The organism is Natronorubrum sulfidifaciens JCM 14089 (genome assembly GCF_000337735.1).
In the GTDB taxonomy this organism is placed as follows: domain Archaea; phylum Halobacteriota; class Halobacteria; order Halobacteriales; family Natrialbaceae; genus Natronorubrum; species Natronorubrum sulfidifaciens.
In genome coordinates this window covers 267,584-287,046 of the sequence record NZ_AOHX01000026.1, presented here as the reverse complement: position 1 = coordinate 287,046, position 19,463 = coordinate 267,584, and the positions used below count along the sequence as shown (strand labels likewise).

Annotated in this window: 20 protein-coding genes and 1 pseudogene; 11 read left to right on the top strand and 10 right to left on the bottom strand. The window is 62.4% G+C overall.

Annotated elements, in window-relative coordinates; genetic code table 11:
* Positions 1-76 precede the first annotated feature (76 nt).
* Together C495_RS17555 and C495_RS17205 are read right to left on the bottom strand one after the other, a co-directional pair.
* Entirely contained in the window at positions 77-541 is a 465-nt protein-coding gene (locus tag C495_RS17555; protein ID WP_152418860.1) for a hypothetical protein, read from the bottom strand.
* A 268-nt stretch (positions 542-809) separates the two neighbouring features.
* A complete protein-coding gene (locus tag C495_RS17205) occupies positions 810-2,411 on the bottom strand; it encodes an ATP-dependent nuclease (RefSeq protein ID WP_083902446.1) in 1,602 nt (533 codons plus the stop codon).
* A 302-nt stretch (positions 2,412-2,713) separates the two neighbouring features.
* On the opposite strand from C495_RS17205, the pseudogene C495_RS18330 reads away from it, so the two are divergent.
* A pseudogene (locus tag C495_RS18330) lies at positions 2,714-2,921 on the top strand (DUF7692 domain-containing protein).
* A gap of 626 nt (positions 2,922-3,547) precedes the next feature.
* On the opposite strand, the gene C495_RS04575 reads toward C495_RS18330, so the two are convergent.
* Positions 3,548-3,862, bottom strand: a complete 315-nt coding sequence (locus C495_RS04575) for a hypothetical protein (RefSeq protein ID WP_049890161.1) — start codon at positions 3,860-3,862, stop codon at positions 3,548-3,550.
* A 107-nt stretch (positions 3,863-3,969) separates the two neighbouring features.
* Between C495_RS04575 and C495_RS04570 the strand changes: the two genes are divergently transcribed.
* Complete coding sequence (locus C495_RS04570; protein ID WP_008160450.1) at positions 3,970-4,983, top strand: WD40/YVTN/BNR-like repeat-containing protein; 1,014 nt, start codon at positions 3,970-3,972, stop codon at positions 4,981-4,983.
* 38 nt (positions 4,984-5,021) lie between these two features.
* On the opposite strand, the gene C495_RS04565 is transcribed toward C495_RS04570, so the two are convergent.
* Together C495_RS04565 and C495_RS04560 are read right to left on the bottom strand one after the other, a co-directional pair.
* Positions 5,022-5,795 carry a hypothetical protein gene (locus tag C495_RS04565; protein WP_008160449.1) on the bottom strand — a complete coding sequence of 258 codons (774 nt, stop codon included), beginning with the start codon at positions 5,793-5,795 and terminating at the stop codon, positions 5,022-5,024.
* Between the two features lie 2 nt (positions 5,796-5,797).
* Entirely contained in the window at positions 5,798-7,030 is a 1,233-nt protein-coding gene (locus C495_RS04560; protein ID WP_049890140.1) for a PQQ-binding-like beta-propeller repeat protein, read from the bottom strand.
* A 206-nt stretch (positions 7,031-7,236) separates the two neighbouring features.
* Here C495_RS04560 and C495_RS04555 point away from each other — a divergent pair, with 206 nt between their 5' ends.
* From C495_RS04555 to C495_RS04535, 5 genes are all read left to right on the top strand, one after another.
* Positions 7,237-7,548 (top strand): 30S ribosomal protein S24e, encoded by a 312-nt coding sequence (locus tag C495_RS04555; protein ID WP_008160446.1) that lies wholly within the window; start codon positions 7,237-7,239, stop codon positions 7,546-7,548.
* A gap of 1 nt (position 7,549) precedes the next feature.
* Entirely contained in the window at positions 7,550-7,684 is a 135-nt protein-coding gene (locus C495_RS04550; protein WP_008160444.1) for a 30S ribosomal protein S27ae, read from the top strand.
* 52 nt (positions 7,685-7,736) lie between these two features.
* Entirely contained in the window at positions 7,737-9,410 is a 1,674-nt protein-coding gene (locus tag C495_RS04545; protein ID WP_008160442.1) for a bifunctional N(6)-L-threonylcarbamoyladenine synthase/serine/threonine protein kinase, read from the top strand.
* A 56-nt stretch (positions 9,411-9,466) separates the two neighbouring features.
* The gene (locus C495_RS04540; protein WP_008160440.1) at positions 9,467-9,748 is read left to right on the top strand and encodes a DUF5808 domain-containing protein; all 282 of its coding nucleotides are present in this window, start codon (positions 9,467-9,469) and stop codon (positions 9,746-9,748) included.
* 145 nt (positions 9,749-9,893) lie between these two features.
* Positions 9,894-10,445 (top strand): XTP/dITP diphosphatase, encoded by a 552-nt coding sequence (locus C495_RS04535; protein ID WP_008160438.1) that lies wholly within the window; start codon positions 9,894-9,896, stop codon positions 10,443-10,445.
* A gap of 14 nt (positions 10,446-10,459) precedes the next feature.
* Here the strand turns inward: C495_RS04535 and C495_RS04530 are convergent, their stop codons facing one another.
* The 4 genes from C495_RS04530 to C495_RS04515 form a co-directional block, all read right to left on the bottom strand.
* Positions 10,460-10,933, bottom strand: coding sequence for a DUF7384 family protein (locus C495_RS04530; RefSeq protein ID WP_049890159.1), 474 nt, complete (start codon positions 10,931-10,933; stop codon positions 10,460-10,462).
* 197 nt (positions 10,934-11,130) lie between these two features.
* Entirely contained in the window at positions 11,131-12,234 is a 1,104-nt protein-coding gene (locus C495_RS04525) for a putative sulfate/molybdate transporter (protein WP_008160433.1), read from the bottom strand.
* Between the two features lie 181 nt (positions 12,235-12,415).
* Positions 12,416-14,035 carry a methyl-accepting chemotaxis protein gene (locus C495_RS04520; RefSeq protein WP_008160431.1) on the bottom strand — a complete coding sequence of 540 codons (1,620 nt, stop codon included), beginning with the start codon at positions 14,033-14,035 and terminating at the stop codon, positions 12,416-12,418.
* On the bottom strand, positions 14,028-14,660 hold the full coding sequence (locus C495_RS04515) for a heme NO-binding domain-containing protein (protein WP_008160430.1): 633 nt from the start codon (positions 14,658-14,660) through the stop codon (positions 14,028-14,030). The genes C495_RS04520 and C495_RS04515 overlap by 8 nt, the downstream gene beginning before the upstream one ends.
* 213 nt (positions 14,661-14,873) lie before the next feature.
* Between C495_RS04515 and C495_RS04510 the strand changes: the two genes are divergently transcribed.
* Positions 14,874-15,899 carry an AIR synthase family protein gene (locus C495_RS04510; protein ID WP_008160428.1) on the top strand — a complete coding sequence of 342 codons (1,026 nt, stop codon included), beginning with the start codon at positions 14,874-14,876 and terminating at the stop codon, positions 15,897-15,899.
* A gap of 24 nt (positions 15,900-15,923) precedes the next feature.
* Here the strand turns inward: C495_RS04510 and C495_RS04505 are convergent, their stop codons facing one another.
* Positions 15,924-16,475 carry a cysteine hydrolase family protein gene (locus tag C495_RS04505; RefSeq protein WP_008160426.1) on the bottom strand — a complete coding sequence of 184 codons (552 nt, stop codon included), beginning with the start codon at positions 16,473-16,475 and terminating at the stop codon, positions 15,924-15,926.
* 153 nt (positions 16,476-16,628) lie between these two features.
* On the opposite strand from C495_RS04505, the gene thiD reads away from it, so the two are divergent.
* From thiD to C495_RS04490, 3 genes are all read left to right on the top strand, one after another.
* Positions 16,629-17,984 carry a bifunctional hydroxymethylpyrimidine kinase/phosphomethylpyrimidine kinase gene (gene thiD, locus C495_RS04500; protein WP_049890139.1) on the top strand — a complete coding sequence of 452 codons (1,356 nt, stop codon included), beginning with the start codon at positions 16,629-16,631 and terminating at the stop codon, positions 17,982-17,984.
* Positions 17,981-18,991 (top strand): TIGR03560 family F420-dependent LLM class oxidoreductase, encoded by a 1,011-nt coding sequence (locus tag C495_RS04495; protein WP_008160421.1) that lies wholly within the window; start codon positions 17,981-17,983, stop codon positions 18,989-18,991. Before thiD ends, C495_RS04495 begins: the two co-directional genes overlap by 4 nt.
* Before the next feature lie 77 nt (positions 18,992-19,068).
* Positions 19,069-19,398 (top strand): tRNA-binding protein, encoded by a 330-nt coding sequence (locus C495_RS04490; protein WP_008160420.1) that lies wholly within the window; start codon positions 19,069-19,071, stop codon positions 19,396-19,398.
* The last annotated feature ends 65 nt before the right edge of the window (positions 19,399-19,463 follow it).

Below are 19,463 nucleotides of genomic sequence, written 5' to 3'. Positions count from 1 at the left end.
TGAGCCAAAAAATTACAACGCCCCCGCCCCGCCTCCGCACGCAGAACTCCAGTTGATCCACTCGAAATATAGGTAGCTATCCTTTGTGCCGTATCACTGTCCAAAACAAAGTCCAAAAGTAAATCAGAGGAAGTGCAAAAAGAATCATTGCTATTAGTTCTGGTTCACTACTTGATCGAAGATAATCTAGTAGATGGTAATAAATCGCAGCCCCCGCGATACCGTTAAGTACAGTGACTGTGTATCCAAAAAACCGCATTCTGTTTTGCGGCCATATTAAATCTAAAAGAATTTCCCAAGGATTCACATCCTCTCTCGTATTTCGATTTCTGGTTTTGATCTCACTCTGTAATCCTCTAATCTTCTCCCTCAGGTTCTCCAATTCGTAGTAGGAAACAGATGCTAGTGGGATTAATACACACGTCGCTATTAGCTTCCATATTTCTGGCGAAACAGTGTACAAGTAACCGAGAGATGCTACAGTCCAGAAAGCCATTTCTTCTTTACCCTCAGTGGCGGTTTTGGCTAATTCTGTGTTCATACCAAATGCGTTCAGTTAGTCCACATAATGTGTAACGGTTAGAGGCATTTGCTCCTAAGGGGGCAGGGCAATTGCACGGCGCGCAGAACACGCGCCGCGCTGAGGATAAGACAAACTGGCCGATGCCGGACAGTACAGAGATGTTGCAGCAGTGGTAGATGGGTGTGAGACCATGCTAACCGGAACTAGCGGAAGCGCTTAGGCGAGGGTCAGAAAATCGGATCAATTGAGATCGTCGCCTGTTCGGTCCTACAGTGATCCCCAATAGCTATTCGGGCATGACTAGCCTTTGATATTCTTCTCTAAGGTAATCATGGCAGTGACGTACAAATTCAGTTAACTCTGGCTCACCACCACTTTCATTTATTTCCTCTAGAGCTTCACCCACCCAGCGATTTTTTCGCACACCCAAATCTATCCACTCCTCTAACTCTCCAACAGGGACAATAAATATACCAAATTTTTTACAATCGTCTATGATGTTTCCTATCAGATTTTCCACCTCGCCACTAGCAGCAGCAACACCTTCATCTTTCAATTCCTCCCAATCTGGGCCAACATAATCGTCTTCTCCCATTAATGTGTTTATTTCATCACATTTTCGGTTTATTGGTTGTGACTCAGAATGGCTGCTATATGAGCGAACAAGGCCAACCAGGTCCTGTGGATTCCGTATTATGTCAAGGTCGACAATAGCAGCGCTCGGTATATCTGCTTCAGTAAGAACTGTAGTTATTTTTTTAATTGTCTGTTTGTTTTGACCATACGTATACAGGATATCTCGCTCATCTAAATTTTCGCTCGCAACGAAGCGATACACAGTAGCATCTGAGTCTGCCTCACAGACTACAACACCCTCGTGAAATATACCCTCAATGACTCGTTGAGAAGATAAAAGTGGATCAGAAGAAAGTTCTTGAGTCGTTTCAATCGACATTTCATTAAAAGTAGTCTGATCATCTCTGCGATTCAGACGGTGTACCGTAATATCAGGGCTGCTTGAGAAGGCTCCCCGAAGAAAATTAGAGTTATGAGTTGATATAATAACCTGCCCAGGTATTTGGTCGACATGATCTGCTAACCAACCGCCAAACTCTCTGGCCTGTGCAGGATGCAAAAATGCTTCAGGTTCATCGAGTAATACTGTTCGGTTTTGGCTTAATAAGAGGCTTAATACAACTCCAGCAAGGCTTCGATATCCTGCTCCTTGCTTATCTAACAAACGATAATCCTCGATTTCATCATTCGGGCCTATAAGATTGTTTTCTACGTCTCCAAATTCGTCATGCACCAATAGTTGGAATTTCTGTAGCCTTCTTATATCTAATATTACGTCCTTATTGAAAATCTGTTTAAAGGCAGCTCGCATCTCTTTCCGGGCCTCTTCTTCTTCATAGAGTTTTTGAACAGGATCTGTAGCAAAATCAGACTCTACGTCGTATGAGTTGGTTGATTCTGCTATTTCAAGGCGTGAACCAGCATCAAGATATGATATAGCGAATTGCCTAAAATTCAGATTTCTTATCTCTAGTTCGAAAAGTGAATCTGCGTTCTCCACTTTGTTTTCATGAGCCGGCTTGACCGTGACAGCGGGATAACCCTGTACCTCTGGACCCATACTGCGGAATTGTGTCCGCCCTCTCTGATCGACCGTCTCATCTAACTGGTCCACAAATTCGTCAAAGGTAACATCCAGCAGATCAATATCTTGAATAAGTATGGTTTCTGGTTCGTTCCTATAACTAGTTGTCATAATCTCTCTTATATCCCTTAATGTCTGTGATTTCCCAGTATTATTCGGCCCGACAAGAATGGTGAAATCACTGAACTCGACGAACTCTCCACTCTTTGTAGTCCCGCCTTCAATCATTATTATCTCCACTCATATTTCGAACACTAGTGTTAACTCCTTTTGATCTTTTCTGTACGAATTGCTCATTTGCCGTTACTGTTCTCTTTTGTCCGGAGCTACCTCCTCGGGGTTGTACGTCGGCAGAATCCATGCCCCAAATCTGCACACGAGATCGGAACCGCCGTGTTCACATTGCGAGTCGATCGCCACCTCGAGTCGGGAGTCATCGATCATGGCCTGACAGACCACTCTCGTTTTGGGCCGAGATAGGCCGTTGCGTGAGCCGAAAACCGAGGACTTCGGGGGTCGTGTATACGAGCGTGCGAATCAGAACCGACGGCGACTACGCGTCTCGACAGACGTAATCGAACGAGCAGTTGGTGTCTCCGACGGCAACAGGACAACGGTCGTGGTCAGTGCCTGCGATGCCGTCCCACACGTCGGCCGTGCTAGTCAGCCGGTCCTCGAGCGGGATATTTGACACTCGAGCAGCGCGGGACCGAATCAAAATTATGTACGATGAGGTGAACCTGCTGCTGTATCTCTGTCAAACGATAGAATCGATCGCGATCCTCGCCTGTTGAGTCCCGCGGTGGTCGCCGTTGCTGTGCCACCGGAGGAGCGGCGTTCGGCCGCACGAACCATCCGAATGACTGCGAACCAGAAATAGTGACTCGAGTCCGTCGAAAGGGCTGGAGCGGTAGGTGGTGGTTCGTTCCCAGCCCACATTTGGATTCATGAACCAGACTCTTTAATCACACGATGGGCCGTTTCGAAGCGGGAGCATGGCTGATCTCACGAGCGGCGAGTCAGAGGGATTGCTGTCGGCAGTGACCGCTGATCGCCGATCCGTGGCTGGCGATCGGCGGGAACTCGAGACACCAGTCTCTATCACACGATCGGACGCGCCCAGCCGGTTTCTCTCTGCACTGGCCGGCCGTTGTCGGGCGACTCCGCACTCGAGTAATGCAGAACCATTATAGATGCAGACGGAGAAGTATGCAGTTGGCTGGAGCGGTAGGTGGTACTGAACTCCAGTCCGACGTTCAGACTGCGTTGTGGCTCCGTCCGTGTTTTTTGCGCTCGAGGGGCCAGCAGTTGCGGGCCAACCGGTCGCAATCGGTCAGGAGTACGGGTGACAACTCGAGCACCGATTACCGCCCGGGCTTGCTTGCCAGCCAGCAGTGGACCCGTTCGACGACGGCTGCTGCGACAGCCGCACCGATCCGTTCGGGTGACTCAGTGAGATCCCAGCGATACTCGCCGTCGCGGGTGACGGTGGTCCAGTCGACGTAGCCGCCGCGATCCAACTCGAGTAAGACGGCCTCGAGCGTCGCCTCGTCGAGTTGGCAGTCGACCGTCGCCTCGATACGGGCGGCGAGCTGGCTGGTCGTCGCGAGGACGCGGTCGTCATCGGTCTCGAGTGCGGGGCTGGCGGGTAGCGTTGGGGACGGTGGTCGCTCAGTCATCGCTGCCCGAGTGGTTGTGAGGTGGCTCGCATGAAGCTGGGCCTTCATATCGTCGACAGCCAAGTGTGCCCCGAATCGTTAGGTGCTCGCGCCCCATCTAAGCTGGTATGCCGACCGTCTACGCTGCCCTCCGTGACCGCTTGCTCGCCTGCTCGAGCCCCGACCGTGGTCCCGAGACGTGGACGACGACGACAGCACTCGAGGGCCACACGCTCGAGTGTGTTGCCGCCTCGCCAGATCGACCGGACCGGGTGTTCGTCGGGACGTTCGAGGACGGCCTGTTTCGATCCCGGACGGGCGGTGAGTCGTTCGAGCGCCTCGAGACGGAGTTTGTCAGCGACGCCGTCATGTCGCTCGCTGTTAGTCCGCACGATTCGGACGTCCTCTATGCCGGGACGGAGCCGAGTCGCGTCTATCGCTCGACGGACGGTGGAGATAGCTGGACGCAGCTCACGGGGCTGACTGCCCTCTCCTCTGCCGACGAGTGGTACTTTCCGCCGCGGCCCCACACCCACCACGTTCGCTGGCTCGAGGTCGATCCGTTCGATCCCCAGCGGCTGTACGTGGGAATCGAAGCGGGAGCGTTCGTGTTGAGTCCTGATGGTGGCGAGACGTGGCTTGAGCGGCCTGCCGGCTCCCGTCGGGACAACCATACGCTGGCGACTCACCCTGAATGGGAGGGCCGGGTCTACACCGCTGCTGGCGACGGCTACGCCGAAAGCACTGATGGTGGCGAGACGTGGACACGCTCACAGGACGGACTCGCACACACCTACTGTTGGGGGCTGGCTGTCGATCCCGCCGATCCGGACGCGGTTATCGTTTCGAGCGCACACGGTGCCTCGAGCGCTCACACGGCCGAAAGCGCGGAGTCATACGTCTACCGGAAGACGGGTGGGGAGCCGTGGGAACGACTCGATGATCGTGGCCTGCCGATGGGTAGCGGTGTCGTTCGCGCGGTGTTCGATACGCCCGACGAAGAGGGCGCTGTCTACGCGCTGAACAACCAGGGACTGTTCGTCACCGACGATTTCGGCGACGAGTGGGGTCGCATCGGGATCGACTGGGACGAGGAACTCGAGAGCCAGACACCTCGCGGGATCGTGGTCCTGACGTCGTGACACGAGCGAACGAATCACTCGAGTAACCCGCGATTACGTCAGTTGGCGACGCTCGAGTGCTCGAGCAGGACGACGATCGCGACGGCGTGGACTGGTGCCAGGAGGGCGGTCGTCGCGACCGTCCCACCGGGAAGACTCGCGAGCGCCCACCCGGCGAGGCCGACGACGAGGATCACGCCGAAGACCGTCCAGCCGTGGCCACGCGTTCGGCGGACGCTCTCCAGCAGCGCTCGCTTCGGACTGCGGCCCGCGACGAGCAAGCCCGGAACGGCAAAGAGCCGGACGATGACAGCGAGATACAACACCAGCAGCGGCAGTCCCCACAGCCCCATCCCTTGGAGCGCGTCGATCGATCCGAGCCCCCGCTGGACGAGGTCGAACACGATAACGAACCCGAAGACGGTGCCCACGGTCGCGAGCCGTACATCCCGATTCATCGCGCGAGCCATCGTGATGACTCCCGCGAGGACGACCGCTACCAGGGGAAGCAGATACAGTGTGAACCCCCAGGCGAGATACTCCGGGTGGAGACCGACCAGCGACTCGAGTGGCGTCGCCGTCTGTGCCACGCCGGTCGGATAGCCGGCGTACTCGAGGTCGATCGAGAGGCCGTTCTCCCAGGGAATCTCCCGCTCGAGGGACGGGATGGGATCGTGCCGTCGGAGGGCGTCGGCAACGGCGAGAACGATTCCTGCGGCGACGAATGGAACGAGCATCGCCGGAGCCTCCCGGAGCCGACCGACAGCCGTCGAGAGGACGACGCCGACGGTCAACTCCCGCCGGCCGCCCCCGTCAGTTCGGTTGTGTGACACGGTCAGTTCGCCTCCTCGAGGGCCAACAGTCCTTCGTCGGTAAGGACGTACAACACGCCGTCGCCGACGATCGGCTGCGTGAAGTACGTCGCCCCCTCGTAGGTCCACCGTCGGTCGCCCGTCTCGGCGTCGATCGCGACCAGTTCGGAGATCTGGTAGCCGAGGTAGACGACGCCGTCGGCGACGACCGGGTCCGTGTCGGGACTGTAGTCGGCGATCCACTCTCGCTCGCCGCTCTCGAGGTCGATCGCGTGCAGCGACTCCACGCCGTCGGTGACGAACACTGTCCCGTCGGCGACGGCGGCGCTGCCGTCGGTGCCGTTCCCGTCGTGAGTGTACTCCCACAGCACGCTCCCGTCGGCCGGATCGAGCAGCGTGACCCCTTCTCGGTCGGGGACGACGAGTCCCGAATCGGTCGCTGTTGCCGGTCCGAAATTGCGGTATCTCAGGGTGCTCTCCGGGTGTGGTTCGGGTCTGACGCTCCAGCGAGTGTCGCCCGTCTCGGCGTCGAACGCGACGACGTCGCCGGGACGACTCGAGACAAAGACGGTCCCGTCGCGGACCGCCGGTCGGTTCGAACCGCTCGATTGTTCGTCGCCGACCGTACGCTCCCACCGGACGCGGCCACTGCTTCCGTCCACGGCGACGACGCGATCAGTATCGGGAACGATCGCGTACACCGCACCATCCGCAGCGACGGGTGACGGTTCCTGCGGAGACGAACTGGACCAGCGCTGGGTTTCCTGGCCGTGACTGGACCAGCGCTCGGCGCCAACCGACCGTCCGAAAACCTCGTAGCCGCCGTCCGCGCTTAGTCCGAGCAGTCCCTCCCGGCCACTGACGGCGAGCGTGTCGCTTCGGTAGGCGCTCGCCGTGGCTCGAGCCGGAGTCGACCAGTACTGGCCGTCTCGCGTGAACCGAATCTCGCCGGTGTCACGATCGAACGCGACGAGCGACTGCTGGCCAGTCGCGTACAACGTCTCCCCGACGAGAATCGGTGCCGTCAGCCCGTGCATGCTCGAGTCCGTATCTCGCTGCCACGCGACCTCGACGCCGTCTTTCGGCCCCCTCGAATCGGGGTTGTACCCGGTTCCCGCGGGATCGTACCGCGCCATTGGCCACTCGATTTCGGATACGCCTGAGACCGATATCTGTCCGTCTAGGAACCGGACACCGCCAACGAGACCCGTGAGGGCGAATCCGCCACCGGCGAGTACGTGTCGTCTGGAGGGCATCACCGAAGGGGTTCGTCCACAAAACATGTAAACACTCTCATTTGTTTGGGCCGAATTCAACGGCGGCCGTCAGCTTTGGCGTACTCAACAGAGCAGCGTTCTCGCCGGCCGACGGGAGAGACCGACTCGAGTGCCCGTGCAATTGGGTGCATGCTTCGAAATCCTTTTAGGCGCTACACGGCATAGTAGAGTAACTGAGTGATATCATGGACGTCGACATCATCTCCGAAACGGAGAACCCCATGTTGCATCGAGCGGACGTTACCTTCGAACTGACCCACGAGGACGCTACCCCCTCCCGTCTGCAGGTCCGCGACAGTCTCGCGGCCAAACTGAACAAGGACGCCGACGAGGTTGTCATCCGCAAACTCGACACCAAATTCGGAATGCGAAAGACCGTCGGCGAGGCCAAAGTCTACGACACGGCCGACGACGCCCGCGAGGTCGAACAGGACCACATGCTCGAGCGAAACAAGATCGGTGCCGAAGAGGCAGACGCTGAAGCGGAGGAGGCATAAGATGGCGCGCTACGAACTCTACAACGACGACGGAACGACCGACCGAGAAAAATGTCCACGCTGTGGCGACGTCTTCCTCGCCGACCACGGCGACCGCACCCACTGCGGCAAGTGCGGCTACACCGAGTGGGCATAAACCGGCACTGAGCGGTTTCACCACGTATCGCGTATTCCTGTAGACACCACACGTGAGTTCTGACACCCGAATTCTCGGCATCGAGGGCACCGCCTGGGCAGCCAGCGCAGCGGTGTACGACTGTGCGACCGACGACGTCGTCATCGAAAGCGACGCCTACGAACCCGAAAGCGGCGGCATCCATCCTCGAGAGGCCGCCGAACACATGCACGAGGCGATCCCGCGCGTCGTTGAAACGGCTCTCGAGCACGCCCGCCAAACCCACGACGGCCCGGAAACGGAGCCACCAGTTGATGCCGTCGCCTTCTCGCAAGGTCCTGGCCTTGGCCCCTGTCTGCGAATCGTCGGGACGGCCGCGAGGGCACTGAGTCAGGCCCTCGAGGTCCCGCTGGTCGGCGTCAATCACATGGTCGCCCACCTCGAGATCGGTCGCCACACCGCCGACTTCGACTCGCCGGTCTGTCTGAACGCGAGTGGGGCCAACGCCCACCTTCTCGCGTATCGCAATGGCCGTTATCGCGTCCTCGGGGAGACGATGGACACCGGCGTCGGCAACGCGATCGACAAGTTCACCCGCCACGTCGGCTGGTCACACCCCGGCGGCCCGAAGGTCGAAGCGGCCGCGAAAGACGGCGCGTACGTCGACCTCCCCTACGTCGTCAAGGGAATGGACTTCTCGTTTTCGGGCATCATGAGCGCCGCAAAGCAGGCCCACGACGACGGCGTCCCCATCGAGGACATCTGCTTTTCACTTCAGGAGAACATCTTCGGGATGCTCACGGAAGTCGCCGAACGCGCGCTCTCGCTGACCGGCAGCGACGAACTCGTCCTCGGCGGCGGCGTCGGACAGAACGCCCGCCTGCGCGAGATGCTCGAGACGATGTGCGACCAACGCGGGGCCGACTTCCACGCCCCCGAGCCCCGATTCCTGGGCGACAACGCGGGCATGATCGCCGTTCTCGGCGCGAAGATGTACGACGCCGGCGATACGATCGCACTCCCCGAGTCGCGTGTGAACCCGAACTACCGGCCCGATCAGGTTGCCGTAACGTGGCGTGGGGAGTCCAAGCGAAGCGAGGACCTCGAGCCCGACGCCGGCCGCGAGACGGGGACGGAACAGGGCGCCGAAGCCCTCGTGGACCTCGAGCCCGACGCCGGCCGCGTGAGAAAACGCCGCGAATCGAAGGGGTATCGCCACCCCGACCTCGACGATCGCCTTCGGCGCGAGCGAACGACGCTCGAGGCTCGGCTGACGAGTCTCGCCCGTCGTGAGGGCGTGCCGACGCCCGTCCTCTCCGATGTCGACCCGCTCGAGGCGACACTCGAACTCGAGTACGTCGGTGCGACCGATCTCCGTGAGGGGCTCTCCGTCGAGCGGGTGCGTGATGTCGGCCGTCATCTCGCACGCCTCCACGAGGCCGGATTCGTCCACGGCGACCCGACGACGCGAAACGTCAGGGTCGGCCGGCGCGCATCCGACGGTTCCAGTGGCGATGCGCCACGAGCGCGCACGTATCTCATCGATTTCGGCCTCGGCTATCACACCGATCACGTCGAGGATTACGCGATGGATCTGCACGTCTTCGACCAGAGTCTCGTCGGCACCGCCCCCAATCCCGACCCGCTTCGTGCGGCCGTCCGGGACGGATACCGCGAGGTCGGCGACGAGCGCGTCCTCGAGCGTCTCGCGGACGTGGAGGGTCGCGGCCGGTACGTGACCGCGTGATCACGCCTCGAGTCGAGCACCCAATACTCATATCACGGGAGACCGTACGGTCGCCCATGGCAGACAAGCCGACTTCCGGAGAGATTCTCGGGGTACCGTACAACTTCGAACGACCGAACTTCAGCAGCATGCTCTCTTCGTACTGGCAGCCCGGCGAGGGGATGCTCGTCGAGAAACCGTTCGGCGTCGGCTACACCCTGAACCTCGCTAACTGGCGCTCGTGGGTCGTCGTGCTCGTCGCGGGTGCACTCCTGTGGCAGCAAGAACAGGGCTCGTCCGAGGAGTCCCAAGACGCCGAAGACGAACCCGTCGAAGTCATCGTCGACGACGACAACTAACGTCTTTTACGGGTCACAGTGTGACCCGAATTCGAGTGCGTTCCCGAGACTCGTCTGAAACTGTGAGCCGCAGTGTTCCATCCCTCGAGCGAAGCGAGCGTCAGCAACCGACGCCTATTTTCCGTCCGGGACCCCCGCCTCGTACATGGCCATTCGATTCGTCACCGGTAACGAGGGGAAAGTTCGGGAGGCACGCGAGTACCTCGCCGATATCGAACCCATCGAGCAGATTTCCTACGACTACACCGAGATCCAGAGCGACTCGCTGGCCGAGATCGCCGCCCACGGCGCTCGAGAGGCTTTCGACGAGGCCGGCGGCGAACAGCCGGTGCTCGTCGACGACGCGGGCCTGTTCGTCGACGCCTTGGGCGGGTTTCCGGGGCCGTACTCGGCGTACGTCGAGGACACCGTCGGCGTCGAGCGGCTCTGGCGACTCGCACGCGAGGAAGAAAACCGCCGCGCACATTTCACGACCGTCCTCGCCTACGCGGACGAAACCGGCACCGAGACGTTCGAGGGGTCGGTTGCCGGCACGCTCGTCGCCCCGCGCGGCGAGGGTGGCTTCGGCTACGATCCAATCTTCGAGTACAACGGCCAGACGATGGCCGAGATGAGTACCGAAGAAAAGAACGCGATCTCCCACCGTGGTCGCGCGCTCGCTGCGTTCGTGGAGTGGTACGCCGACCGCGAGGCGTAACTCGAGTTCGAGCCCTATTCTCGCGGGTCCCGATCCGGACCCAGATACGACCCGCCTTCGACGGCCGCGTAGAGGCTCTCGGGATCAAACAGCCGTGCGAACGCGTCCGGCGGGCGAACGCTGACCGAGACGCGAGGCTGTAACGTAAGCCCGGCCCGTGCCGATCCGAGCGCGTCGTCGTACGACAGCAGGTGGGCCGCGCCGCCGCGATAGGCCGACGCGAGCGCCGGGTGGTCGCCTTCGGGCTGGTCGACGGCGACGCGGTCGGCCTCGAGCCGCGCCCGGTGGTCAGCCGCAAGGTCGGGATCGGCGAGGGTCGCAACCAGTTGTTCCGTCTGCTCGAGCAGCGGATCGCTCGCGACGAGGTCGACCCACGAGTGTCGACGGACGTGATCGAGCGCTTCGCGGGCGTCGCCGTCAACGAGGAGGTCGGCGGCGAGCACGTCTGCGTCCGCGACGACGCGTGCAGGGTCGGGCTGATCAGGCATCGTCGCCATCCTCTGTAGCCGCCAGTTCGTCGATCGTCACGTGGATCGACTCGAGGTCGACGTCGTACGCCGCGGCGCGGTCGAAGAGGGCGTCCCAGGATGCTGTCATCGCCGGCTGTTGGATGGCTGGGGGGAAAAACGGTCCGTCTCCCTGCTGGACTCGGTGTCGTGTCTGCTGGTCGCCCGGCACAGATCTGTCATTCGCGCTGGGAAACGAACCAGAACGCGACGGTCCCGAGGACGAAAGCGACGCCGACGTTGACTGCCACTCCGACGATGCCGACGCCGACGACGACCGCAATCCCGCGGTGGCCGTCGACGGGGGAGACGGCCGCGCGCGCGAGTTCGAGGGCGACGACGACGAGTAAGACGCCGAGTATGGACAGTGGGAACGCAGCCAGCAGCGCTCCGGTGGCGACCAGTGCGAGCGCGAGGTAGCCGACGCCGAGGATGATGTTCGCCCCGCCGGTTCGGGCACCGAAGGCGTACTTCCCCGCGAGTCCGCCGCTGCCGTGACACATCGGGATACCGCCGATCGGGATCGCCGCGAGACAGGTGACACCCATGCTCGTCGAGAGGGTATCGGGGGAGACATTTCGGTCGTAGAGATCGCCACAGAGCAGGGCGGTCGCGATCGCCGCGTTCCCGACCGTCATCCCGAGCTGGGCGACGGTGCCCTCGAGGGCCGCACCCGAAAGCGACGGCGTGCCTGCGGGAAAGAGCACGGGTGCGGGCATCTGCGGCGCTGGAAGGCCGGCCGTCACGACGGCCACACTGCCTCCGAGACCGAGGACGAGCAAGACGCTCACCTGTCGATAGCCGACGACGGCGAGCATCCCGACGACCGCGAGGCCGGCGACAGCAGTCGGGAGCGAGCCACTCGAGAGCCCGACGGCTGCCTCGAGCAACAGCAGGGCAACGGCGAACTGGACGCCGCGAATCACGGGCTCGCCGACGACCGTCTGAATGCGACCGACGAGGCCGAGGTTCCCGAGCGCGAGCAAGACGCCACCCGCGAGCAGCCCGGCGGCGGCGAGTTCGGGATAGGAAAGCGAGCCGACGATCGCCAGCCCGATCAGGGCCTTCATCGGCTCGACGGAAAGCGGCATACCGTAATACAGGCCCCAGACGATCTGGAAGACACCGAAGCCGACCAGCACATGGGGCAGCGAGACGCTCGTCGTCGCTGCGAGGGCGACAAGCAAGGGGAGGACCGTAACTGAATCTCCTAGCGCACCCGTCAGTTCTGCCGTCGAGAATTCGAGGCCGGAAGCGTTCCATAAACGGGGCGAATACGCCATCTACGGGTGATAGCGCCCCGACCGGTTTCACTCTTTTCAGTAATGGCTGTCAGTTACGTCTGCCAGCTCGAGAAAGCAAATACTGTTACCCGCCGCCGTCCCGTCAGCTCGCCTCGACGCTGCGGGACATCGTGTCGACGGCTCGTGACCGCCACTCGCCTCGCGCCACCGCCGAGCGGGCTTACTCGCTCGTGGCGGGGTCGATGTCGGCGATCACGTCGGACATCGAGTCGGCCGTCGAGACCGCCTCGGGGTCGACGTCGTCGGCGGCTCTCGCCTCCGGCAGCTCGTAGCCGCTTTCGGTGTCGTAGTGCTCGAGATGGGCGTTCAACTCGCCGGCGTGTTCGGTCAGCACGGTCGCGCTGTGGGCGACGTGTGAGAGCGCATCGGCCTGTGCGGCCGCCCGTCGGGCCACCTGCGCCGACGTCGTCGCCGTCGCATTGCTCGTCTCGGCGGCGTTTTCGACCAGCACGACGACCTCCTCCGTCGCGGCTGCCTGCTGTTGGGTCGCCGCAGAGATCTCCTGAACGCCGTTGTTCGTCTGCTCGGCGAGCTCTGCGATCTGCTCGAGTGCGTTCGCAGCGTTTTCGACGTCGTCGACGTTGTCTTCGATCCGATCGCGGCTGGTCCGGACCTCGTCGGCTGCCGAGATCGCTCGTCCTCTAAGCGTCTCGAGTCGTTCTTCGACGGATTTGACCGAGTCGTAGACTCGCTCGGAGAGGTTCTGAATCTCGTCGGCGACGGCACCGAACCCTTGCTCACCGCTGGCCGAACGGGACGCTTCGATGTTGGCGTTCAACGCCAGCATGTTCGTCTGCTCGGCGATGTCGCTGATCGAGTCGACGAGGTCGTCGATCTGTTGGGCTTCGGCTTCGAGCTGTTCGATCTCCTCGAGGGTGCGTTCGGTCTCGGTCTGGATGACGTCCATCCCGTCGATCGCATCGCCGGCGGCACGACTCCCCTCTTGGCCAGCCCGTGCAGTTCGGTCCGCCGTATCGGCGACTTCCGAGGCTGTCGCGGCGATCTCTTCGATCGTCGTGGAGAACGACTCCATCTCCGCGGCGACGGTCTGAAGCTGTTCGTGTTGTTCCTCGTTGTCCTCGGCGACCGTCGTCAGCGCCTCGCTCGTGCGGTCGCCCTCGGCCTGAACCGTCTCCATGCTCGTGTTCAGTTCGTGGCTGTAGGTGACGACCTCGCCGGAGAACGACTTCAGCGTCGAGAACGTCTCCTCGATCTCGGCGAGCATCTCGTTCGAGTTGTCCGCCAACGACACGACTGCGTCGTGGTCAGCAGGATGCTCGAACCGCTGGGTAAGATCGCCGTCAGCGATCGAGCCGGTCGTCTCGGCGTGTGTCTCGACGATGCGCTCGAGATCGCTCAGCGACTGATCGGTTCGTTCACTCGCGACCAACTGATCGCGAAGTGACGCGAGCGAGGTCTCGAGGTCGGCGACGGCGTCGTCCCCGTCGGTTCGAAAGTCGACGTCGCGGTCGCCGTCCTCGAGTTGGGCCGTCCGATCAGCGACGTCGTCGATCGCCGCACGAAGCTCGTCGCGCTGGCGTGGTGCGGTCCGGGCATCCGAGACTGCGGCAATGGCGATGGCGGCCACGCCGGTGGCGACGACACCGCCGGCACCGACGCCGAGCAGTTCCGGCGTCAGGGTGTCGAGGCCAACGGCAGCGAGGCCAACAACGGCGAGCCCGACGACGACGACGGCCAGTCCGAACCCAAGCGGTCGGGCCGTCTGTATCGCACCGGGAAGCGGTGAGCCATCGTCCGCACTCGAGGCGGCGTCAGTCATCGCTCCCTCCGGTGGTCGTGCTCGATGACTCGAACTCGAAGGTGGCCGCCGACTCAGCGTCGGCGTCGATCGTGGCCGTTTCGGTGCCGCCCCGTCGAATATCGAATCGGCAGGCGTCGTCACCCTCATGCATACACGTCTGTTCTTCGGCGATGAGGTCCTCGTCGAATCGCTCTGCGACGCCGGCGATCGCGCCGCGAGCGACATCACACAGCATTCGATCCGAATCGTAGGTGATCCGGACTCGGTCCTCGCCGAGGCGCTCCGAGCGGATTCGCGGTGTCGTCAGCGTCGTCAGATCCCGCGTCCGCAACGACGTGTGAAACTGTTGGATGTTCGCGATGAGTTCCAGCCCGTTCCACTCGTCGTCGATATGCAGATCGTACGTCTCGAGCAGTGACGGAACGACCCATTTGCCGTACTGGGTCAGGATCGTCCGTGGACTCTGATCGGTGAGTTCGCCGGCCGTACGGGCGAGTTCGTAGACGTCGCGATCCGGATAGACCGTTACCGGTACGTAGACTTTCTCCTCGATGTCCGCCTCTCGTTGAACGGAAAGCCAGGCATCTTCGCCGTACGTATCGACGACGAACGCCTGTAGCGTTTTTAGAATAATCCCGTGCATTCGGTCCCTCCCGACGCGGTTGGTCGGCTCGTTCTCGTGAAAAATAATTCAATATTCATGAGAGTCATTCTCTCTTTCAACTATACCCTGTTAGGTGTTTCCATCACCCCTGTGATATGTCCGGTATCGCTCTCTGCTGCCGGCGCTCGCCGTTCTCCGGCGAACGACTCGAGGACCACCACTGCTAAGCCCACCCAGTTTGATCTCTCGAGCGTGAGCGACCTCGGCAAAATCGACCGTTCGTTCTTCGACCGGCACATCGCGCCGAACCTCGGCGCGGAGCGCAGCGACGTCGCAGTCGGCCCACAACACGGTGTCGACTTCGGCGTCGTCGATATCAACGGGCAGGCACTGGTGACCGCGACCGACCCCGTCTCGATCCTGCCGGCGCTCGGCTTCGAGCGGGCAGCCCGGTTCGCCCTCGATCTCATCCTCGCGGATGTGGCAGTCAGCGGGATCGCACCGTCTCATCTCTCGATCTGTTTTACCCTCCCCGAGACGATGACCGACGACGAGTTCGCGACGGTCTGGGAAACGATCCACGAAGAGTGTGCCGACCTCGGCGTCGCCATCGTTACGGGCCACACCGCCCGCTACTCGGACCCCTCGCATCCGTGGGTCGGCGCGGCGACCGCGATGGGCGTCGGCGACCACGACGCGATCGTCCGCCCCGACGGCGCACGAGAGGGCGACCGCCTGCTCCTGACGACCGGCCCCGCCGTGGAGTCCGTCGGTCTCCTGAGTACCCTCTTCGGCGATCAACTCGAGCTCTCTGACGACGTCGTCGCCGACGCACAGGACCGACTCGAGGAGGTTTACTGCGTTCGCGATGCGCTCACTGCGGCCGCGGCCGGTCCCGTCAGGGCGATGCACGACGTGACCGAGGGTGGCCTCGCCGGCGCACTCAACGAGATGGCCGCCGGCGCGGACGCCCGGTTCACGATCGACCGTGACGCCGTCCCCATGCGTCCCGGCGTACAGGAGGTCTGTGCGGCCCTCGAGATCGACCCGTGGGCGGCGACCAGCAGCGGCTCGCTGTTGCTCGCTGTCGATCCCGGCGGTGTCGACGCCGTTCGCGACGCACTCGAGGATCGGGGAACCGTCGTCGCCGAGATCGGGCGCGTCGAGTCCGGGTCGGGCGTGGTCGTCGACGGCGAGGCACTCGAGCATCCGGACGTCGATCCGTCGTGGGACGCCTACGCCGAACTGGCCGACGCGGCCGACGAGGCCGACGAGTGACGCCGACTCCGGCTCCGTCGACGGCTACTCGCTGGCTTTCCACTCCTCGATGAGGTCGGATGCGGTCGTGCGGTCGGCGTTGTAGACCCGCGCTAAGTAGTCGAGACCGTCCTCGTACTCGTCTTCCGTGAACGCGTCCGTGCAATCCTCAGGGACGACGATCTCGTAGCCGTTGAAAAACCCAGTCGCGGACGTGTGGCGGACACACATGTTCGTATGGAGGCCGGTTATCACGAGCCGATCGACGCCGAGACTGCGGAGATGCTGGTCGAGCCCCGTCTCGAAGAACGCGTCGTAAAAACGCTTCTCGAAGACGTGGTCGTCGGCGTCGGGCTCGAGGTCGTCAATCACCGCGGCTCCCTCCGTCCCGCGCATCGCATGTTCGCCCCAGACCTCGAGTTCGAAGTCCTCCGGTCGATGCGCGTCGTTGGCGTAGACGACCGGCACGCTGTGTTCGCGCGCCGCTGGCAGCAACTCCTCGCGGAGCGTCGGAATGATGTTCTCGGCGCGGTCGGCGGCGATCTCGCCGGTCACGAAGTCGTTTAGCATGTCCAGGACGATGACAACATCTCCCATGATATCCGTTTGCTCGAGCGAACGATATCGCTTTGGGGTACAACACAGTTTCCCGGACTGTCACGGCTGTCTGCAACGACCGTAAGCGACAGCGCGACCGACGCCGACCGACCGACCATCACCGCTTAGTATAACCGCGGAATACTCTCTTACATGAGAACGCCCGCACCCGACAGCCGACCCGTGGCGCTGACGATCGCCGGCAGCGACTCCGGTGGCGGCGCGGGGATTCAGGCCGACCTCGCGACGATGGCTGCCCACGACGTCTTCGGGACGTCCGCGATCACCGCCGTTACTGCCCAGCACACCCGCGGCGTCGAGTCCTCGCACGTCCTTCCGATAGCGGAAGTCGAGGCCCAACTCGAGGCTGTCACGGACGATTTCGACGTCGGCGCGGCGAAGACGGGGATGCTCGCGACGACTGAGATCGTCGAAACGGTCGCCGACCACGCCACAGCGTTCGAGTTCCCGCTGGTCGTCGACCCCGTGATGGTTGCGACCACTGGTGACCGGCTGCTCGAGCCCGAAGCCGAACACGCCTACGAGACTCTACTCGGAGAAGCGACGCTTGCGACGCCAAACACTGACGAAGCCGCGGTTCTGACCGGGATCGATGTCACCGACGAGGCGACGGCTCGCGAGGCGGGTGAGACGATCCTCGAGACGGGCGTCGATGCGGTGTTGCTCAAAGGCGGCCACGTCCCTGGCGAGACGGTTCGTGACCTGCTCGTCACCGACGATGGGACCCGCGCGTTCGAGCATCCGCGGATCGACACCGATGCAACCCACGGCTCCGGCTGTACGCTCGCCGCCGCCATTGCGGCCCGGTTAGCGAAGGGCGACCCGCTCGAGGTCGCCGTCGAGGGGGCGACCGACTTTCTCGCCCGTGCGGTGCGCTACTACGCCGACGTCGGAGAAGGCCCCGGCGCGGTCAACCACACGGTCGAGTTGCGAAACGCCGCTCACCGAGAGCCAACGGCCGAAGCGGTGCAGGCGATTGTGGACCGACTCGTTGACGCCGACGTCTCCGCGCTCGTTCCCGAAGTCGGGATGAACGTCGTCGGCGCAACGCCCTATGCCGAGTCCGTCGCCGAGACGGCGGCCGTCGAGGGCCGTATCACGCGGACGCTGTCGGGGGTTCAGCCCAATCGCGGCGTTCGATTCGGCGCCTCGAGCCACGTCGCCCGATTCCTGCTGTCGGCACGCGAGTTCGTTCCTGACCTCCGGTTCGCGGTCAACTGCCGGTTCGGACCAGATGTCGAAGACGCACTCGAGGCACTCGAGTGGCCGGTCGCCGAGTACGACCGGGACGAGGAGCCAACCAAAGACGCGGAGGGGAGCACGATGGGCTGGGGCGCACGCCAGGTCTTCGAGGGCCGGACGGAGCCGCCGGTCGCCGTCCTCGACCGTGGCGACGTCGGGAAGGAAGCGATGACGAAACTCGTCGCGAGCGATCCCGAGACGCTCGCCGAGCGAGTGCTGGCGCTCGATCGTGAGGTGACCGAATGACCGCTTCCGGGACCGAAGGTGGAATCGAAACCGCGGCGGCAACCGAACTCGACGTCGGCATTATTCTCCCCCAGTACGGGACCACTTTCGAGACGGTTCGGGAGACGGCCCTCGAGGCTGAATCGCGTGGCTACGACGCCGTCTGGCTCGAGGACCACTTCCAGTCGTGGATCGGCGAGCCACGGCGAGCCACCCACGAGTGCTGGACGACGCTCAGTGCAATCGCCGAGGCGACCGACCGAATCCGACTCGGGACGCTCGTCACGAGCCAATCGTATCGTCATCCCGCGTTGCTGGCGAAGATGGCCGCGACGGTCGACCACGTAAGCGACGGGCGACTCGAACTCGGCCTCGGTGCGGGCTGGTACGAAGCCGAGTACGACCGCTTTGGCTACGAGTTCCGGGAGCCGCCGGCCGAACGACTCCGCCGACTCGCCGAGACGGTCGAAATCCTGCAGGGATTGTGGACGAACGATACCTACAGCCACGAGGGACGACAGCTCGAGGTCGACCTCGAGGACGCCTTCTGTGAGCCCCAGCCCGTCCAGGAGCCCCACCCGCCGATCTGGATCGGCGGTGGCGGCGAGCAGTTCACCCTCCGGTATGCGGCGGAACTGGCCGACGGCTGGAACTACGGGACGCTCGAGCCCGAGGGATTCGCCGAGAAACTCGACGTGCTCCGCGAGCACTGCGAAAGCGAGGCGCGCTACGACGAGATCCGAAAATCCGCCGAACTGTTCGTCTTCGTCGGCGAGACGACTGCCGAGGCCGAACGAAAGCGCGAGCAGTTCCGACGTGAGGTCCTGCCCGACGAGCCCAGCGAGCCACGTGAGTTCTTCCTTGCGGGCTATCTCGAGACGGCTCCCACGGGGACCCCCGAGGCGGCTCGCGAGCGACTCGAGGCGTATGCGGCCGTCGGTATCGAGACTGTCATGCTCGCGATACCGACCGCGGCCGACGACGGCGACGACAGTCTGGCGCTGCTGGCCGACGAACTGCTCGCGTGAAGGTGGTCCGCAGGCCGTTTTGGGTCGGGATGCCGGAACGGGAAGGCTCATTTTCGTGGCATACAGTGCCATGATACATGGTCGAGAATCCGTTTGAAACGGAGATCCGTGTCGGCGAAGTGCTGGAAGCGCAGGCGTTCCCCGAGGCGAACAAGCCCAAGATGACCAAGCTCTGGATCGACCTCGGCGAGGACCACGGCGAGGTCCAGTCGGCGGGACAGTTGGACCATCATTACGAGCCCGACGATCTCGAGGGCAGACAGGTGCTCTGTGCGACGACGCTCGGCTCGGTCCGAGTCGCCGGCTTCAAATCCGAGGTGTTGACCGTCGGCGTCCCCGACGAGGAGGGGTACCCGGTCCTCGTCGAGCCGGAGACGGACGTGCCACTCGGTGGGGTCCTGTTCTGATCGTCGACGACGGCGGCAACTGTTTCCCCCCGCCTGTAGTCAACAGTAACAATATAGGCCCGGCG